Below are 4,725 nucleotides of genomic sequence, written 5' to 3' on the forward strand. Positions count from 1 at the left end.
TGCCAGCGAACATCGCGAAGTTGGCCAGCGCCGTGATCACCGACGCCAACGCGCCCGCCACACACGAGATCAAGATGTCGCGGTTGTAGACGTGGGAAAGCTCGTGGCCGAGCACGGCCCGCAGCTCGCGTTCGTTGAGGATGCGCAAAATGCCGGTGGTGCAGAACACCGCAGCGTGACGCGGGTTGCGCCCGGTGGCAAACGCATTGGGTGCGGTGGTGTCGCTGATGTAGAGCCGCGGCATCGGCTGGTGCGCGGCCGTGGCCAGCTCGCGCACGATCCGGTACATCGCCGGCGCCTGTACCTCCGACACCGGTACGGCGTGCATCGCGCGCAACGCCAGCTTGTCGCTGTTGAAATAGGTGTAGACGTTCATCCCGACGGCGAACAGCACCGCCAGCAACAACCACGTCTTGCCGAACAGGCCGCCGACAAACACGATCAGCGCCGACATGCCGACCAGCAGCGCGAACGTCTTGAACGTGTTGTGATGCGGATGCCAGGTCATCAGCCTCCTCCTCTACACACGCTGGTTAAACGTCTGATGCGTCCCCGCAGGTTCCGAACTAACCGTGCCGGTTGACGGTGTAGTCGACCAGCGTGGCCAGCGCTTGGCGGCCCGCGACGTCGGGCAGCTTCGCCAGCTCGTCCCGCGCCTCAGCCGCATATCGCGCCACCGTCTCCTTGGCCTTGGCCATCCCTGGCGAGGCCCGCAGCAGCGCGAGCGCCTCGGCCAGCACTGCGTCATCGTCGACCGGGCCGGCCAGCAGCTCGCGTAGCCGATCAGCTTCCGGACCGCTGTCCTGCAGCGCGTAGAGCACCGGCAACGTGTGTACCCCTTCGCGCAGATCGGTGCCGGGCACCTTGCCGGACTCGTCGGGGTCGCTGTCGATGTCGATGATGTCGTCGGAGATCTGAAACGCCGTGCCGACGATGCCGCCCAGCCGGCTCAAGCGCTCGATCTGGTCGTCGTCGGCGCCCGAGAACGTCGCACCGAACCGGCCCGCCGCCGAAATCAGGCACGCCGTCTTTTCGTGCACCACCTTCAGATAGTGCTCGATCGAATCCACCCCCTCGGCGGCGCCGCGGGTTTCTCGCATCTGCCCGGTCACGAGCTGGGCGAACGTCTCGGCGATCACCCGCACCGCGTCCGGACCCAGCAGCGACACCAGCCGCGAGGCCGTCGCGAACAGGTAGTCGCCGGCCAGGATCGCGATGTTGTTGCCCCAGCGCGCGTTGGCGCTTTGCGCGCCGCGGCGCACCTGCGCCTCGTCCATCACGTCGTCGTGGTACAGCGTCGCCAGATGCACCAGCTCGATCACCGCGCCGGCGATCGTGACCTCCCGGGCCTCCGGATTCGGGCCGAGTTGCGCCGACAGCACCGTGAACAGCGGACGAAACCGCTTGCCGCCGGCCTCGAACAGGTGCAGCACCGCCTCAGTCAGCAGGTCGTCGCTGCCGCGCAGCTCGGTCTCCATCAGCTGCTCGATGCGGTCGACGCCGTCGCGCACGCTCGCGGCAAACGCGGCGTCGCCGAAGTCAAAGCCCGCCACCACAGTCGCCGGAGTCCTCACGGCACCAACATACTGGTGAGCATGGGCAGCAGAGCCGACGTGGTCGCGGTGGGCGCCGGGCCGGCCGGGTCCGCGGCGGCCGCCTGGGCCGCGCGGGCCGGCCGCGACGTGCTGGTCATCGACTCGGCCAGCTTCCCCCGCGACAAGGCCTGCGGCGACGGGCTGACCCCGCGCGCGGTGGCTGAGCTGGAGCGGCTGGGCTTAGGCGAGTGGCTGGACGCCCGGATTCGGCATCACGGGTTGCGGATGAGCGGGTTCGGCGGCGACGTGGAGGTGGCCTGGCCCGGCCCGTCGTTCCCGTCGACGGGCAGCGCGGTGGCCCGCGTAGAACTCGACGACCGGATCCGCAAAGTGGCCGAGGACTCCGGGGCTCGGATGCTGCTGGGCGTGAAAGCTGTTGGTGCCCATCACGATTCGCGCGGCCGCGTCCGGTCGGTGGTCCTGGCCGACGGTTCCGAGGTGGGCTGCGGTGAGCTGATCGTCGCCGACGGGGCGCGCTCGCCGCTGGGCCGCAAACTCGGCAGGCGCTGGCATCAGGACACGGTGTATGGCATCGCTGCCCGCGGTTATCTGGCCACCCCACGCAGCGACGAACCGTGGCTGACGTCACACGTGGAAGTCCGCTCCCCCGACGGCGCGGTCCTGCCCGGCTACGGCTGGATTTTCCCGCTGGGCAACGGCGAGGTGAACATCGGCGTGGGAGCGATGTCGACCTCGAAACGGCCCGCCGAGCTGGCGTTGCGGCCGCTGATGTGCTACTACGCCGACCTGCGCCGCGACGAGTGGGGGTTTATCGGGCAGCCGCGGTCGATGTCGTCGGCGCTGCTGCCGATGGGCGGCGCGGTGTCGGGGGTGGCCGGGCCGAACTGGATGCTGATCGGCGATGCCGCGGCCTGCATCAACCCGTTGAACGGCGAAGGCATCGACTACGGGCTGGAGGCCGGGCGGCTGGCCGTCGAGCTGCTGGGCTCCGGTGATCTCTCGCAGGCGTGGCCCAACGTGCTGCAACGCCACTACGGCCGCGCATTTTCGGTGGCGCGGCGGCTTGCGTTGCTGCTGACGTTTCCGCGGTTCCTGCCGACGGCGGGCCCGGTGGCGATGCGTTCGACGACGCTGATGAACGTCGCGGTGCGGGTGATGGCCAACCTGGTCACCGACGAGGACGCCGACATGGTGGCGCGGATATGGCGCGGCGGCGGCGTGCTGTCCCGGCTGGTGGACCGCCGCAAGCCATTCAGCTAGGCGGTTTATGCGCGGCGTGCAGCGCGACGATCCCGCCGGTTAGGTTGCGCCATCGCACGCCTGACCATCCGGCCTGTGAAATGCGCTGCGCCAGCGCGGCTTGGTCCGGCCAGGCCCGGATCGACTCGGCTAGATAGACATACGCGTCCGGATTGCTCGACACTGCGCGCGCAAGGCGTGGCAGCGCCTGCATCAGGTACTCCTTGTAGACGGTGGAAAACAGCGGATTGGTCGGCGTGGAGAATTCACACACCACCAGCCGGCCCCCCGGTCTCGTCACCCGCGCCATCTCGTGCAGCGCCGCCTGCTGGTCGACGACATTGCGCAGCCCGAAACTGATTGTGACAGCGTCGAATACGCCGTCATGGAACGGCAGCCGGGTCGCGTCACCGGCGACCTTCGGCACCAACCGGGCGCGGCCTGCCCTGAGCATGCCGACCGAAAAATCCACCGCCACACACCATGCGCCGGACTTGGACAACTCCACCGTCGAGACAGCTGTACCCGCAGCCAGATCCAGCACTCGCTCGCCGGGCCCCACCCGCAGTGCGGCCCGGGTGGCGCGGCGCCAGTAGCGGTCCTGCCCGAGCGACAGCACGGTGTTGGTCAGGTCGTAGCGGCGCGCGACCCCGTCGAACATCGACGCAACATCATCTGGGTTTTTGTCGAGGCTCGCGCGGCTCACGTCGAAGACGCTACGCCAGGCCGGGCAATCAGGCCGCTGCCTCCCGGCGGGTCTGTAACACCGCGTCGTAGTGGCCGAGCAGCTCGTCGCAGATGGCCGACCAGCTGCGGTGCAACACACTACGCCGAGCGGCCGCCGAATAGCGTGGTCGTTCGTCGACAAGGTGCGCGACGGCGGTGGGCAGCCGCGCCTCGAATTCGTCCACTGGTAGCAGCAGACCGGTGCGCCACGGGGTGACCAGGTCGCGTGGTCCGCCGGCGTCGGGGGCGATGACCGGCAGCCCCGACGCCAGCGCTTCTTGCACGGCTTGGCAAAACGTCTCGTGCTCACCGGTATGCACGAAGACGTCCATGCTGGCGTACGCCGCGGCGAGGTCCTCGCCGTAGAGTGCGCCGGTGAAAACAGCTGTGGGCATCAAGGTTTCAAGCTTGGCGCGGTCGACTCCGTCGCCGACGACAACGAGCTGCACTGTGTGGTCGCGTGCCAGCGCCGCGAGCCGGTCGGCGCGTTTCTCCGGCGCCAGCCGGCCCACGAAGCCGACGATCACCTTGCCGTCCGGCGACCAGCGACGCCGCAGTGCCTCGTCGCGCCCCGACGGCGCGTAACGAATCACGTCGACACCGCGTGCCCATTGATACACCCGGGGAACTCGGTGTGCTGCAAGCGATTCCATCGCAGACGTGGACGGCGCCAGCGTGCGGTCGGCGTGGCGGTGCAGATGACTGATCCACGCCCATGCCGCCCGCGATGCCAGCCCCAGCCCGTAGCTGGACGCGAAACCCGCGACGTCGGTTTGAAATACCGCCACCGTCGGCACTTCGAGGCGGCGGGCGGCCTGCAGCCCGCCGTAGCCGAGCAGCGCCGGCGACGCCAGATGCACCACGTCGGGCTCGAATCCGCGAAGCACCCGCAGCATTCGGGGCAACGGCACACCGAGCGGCAACGACGTGATCTTCGGGAACATCCGCGACGGCGCCCGGTGCACCCGGATTCCGTCGTGGATACGCTCGGCGCGGGGTTGGCCGGGCGGGTTGTCGGGCGCGACCACCAGGGCCTCATGCCCGGTGCGGCGTAGATGCTCCAGAATCCGCACTACGGAGTTGCTGACACCGTTGACATTGGGCAAAAACGACTCGGCGACGATCGCAACGCGCACGCCTCCACGGTGTCAGCGCTGCTTGTCGATAAGGTTGCCGACGGGCATACGGGGCACGAAATCTGGTG

At 68.7% G+C, this 4,725-nt stretch carries 5 protein-coding genes; 1 reads left to right on the plus strand and 4 read right to left on the minus strand.

What is annotated here, in order from left to right; translation table 11 throughout:
- Together VFA16_RS10250 and grcC1 are read right to left on the minus strand one after the other, a co-directional pair.
- A partial coding sequence (locus VFA16_RS10250) for a M48 family metalloprotease (RefSeq protein WP_324967706.1) occupies window positions 1-508 on the minus strand: 508 nt, incomplete at its 3' end.
- 58 nt (window positions 509-566) lie between these two features.
- Window positions 567-1,574, minus strand: coding sequence for a nonaprenyl/(2E,6E)-farnesyl/geranylgeranyl diphosphat synthase (gene grcC1 / locus VFA16_RS10255; RefSeq protein ID WP_324967707.1), 1,008 nt, complete (start codon window positions 1,572-1,574; stop codon window positions 567-569).
- 21 nt (window positions 1,575-1,595) lie between these two features.
- Here grcC1 and menJ point away from each other — a divergent pair, with 21 nt between their 5' ends.
- Entirely contained in the window at window positions 1,596-2,816 is a 1,221-nt protein-coding gene (gene menJ, locus VFA16_RS10260; protein ID WP_414687687.1) for a menaquinone reductase, read from the plus strand.
- On the opposite strand, the gene VFA16_RS10265 is transcribed toward menJ, so the two are convergent.
- Together VFA16_RS10265 and VFA16_RS10270 are read right to left on the minus strand one after the other, a co-directional pair.
- Window positions 2,809-3,501: a demethylmenaquinone methyltransferase gene (locus VFA16_RS10265; RefSeq protein ID WP_324967709.1), complete on the minus strand. Its 693-nt coding sequence runs from the start codon at window positions 3,499-3,501 to the stop codon at window positions 2,809-2,811. The genes menJ and VFA16_RS10265 overlap by 8 nt on opposite strands.
- Before the next feature lie 28 nt (window positions 3,502-3,529).
- Window positions 3,530-4,657, minus strand: coding sequence for a glycosyltransferase family 1 protein (locus VFA16_RS10270; RefSeq protein WP_324967710.1), 1,128 nt, complete (start codon window positions 4,655-4,657; stop codon window positions 3,530-3,532).
- Window positions 4,658-4,725: the final 68 nt, after the last annotated feature.

Origin of the sequence: Mycobacterium sp., assembly GCF_035653355.1 — a bacterium.
Lineage (GTDB): Bacteria > Actinomycetota > Actinomycetes > Mycobacteriales > Mycobacteriaceae > Mycobacterium.

Coding starts and splice junctions, on each gene's coding strand:
- menJ (WP_414687687.1), top strand. CDS start 1,596: ATGGGCAGCAGAGCCGACGTGGTCGCGGTGGGCGCCGGGCCGGCCGGG.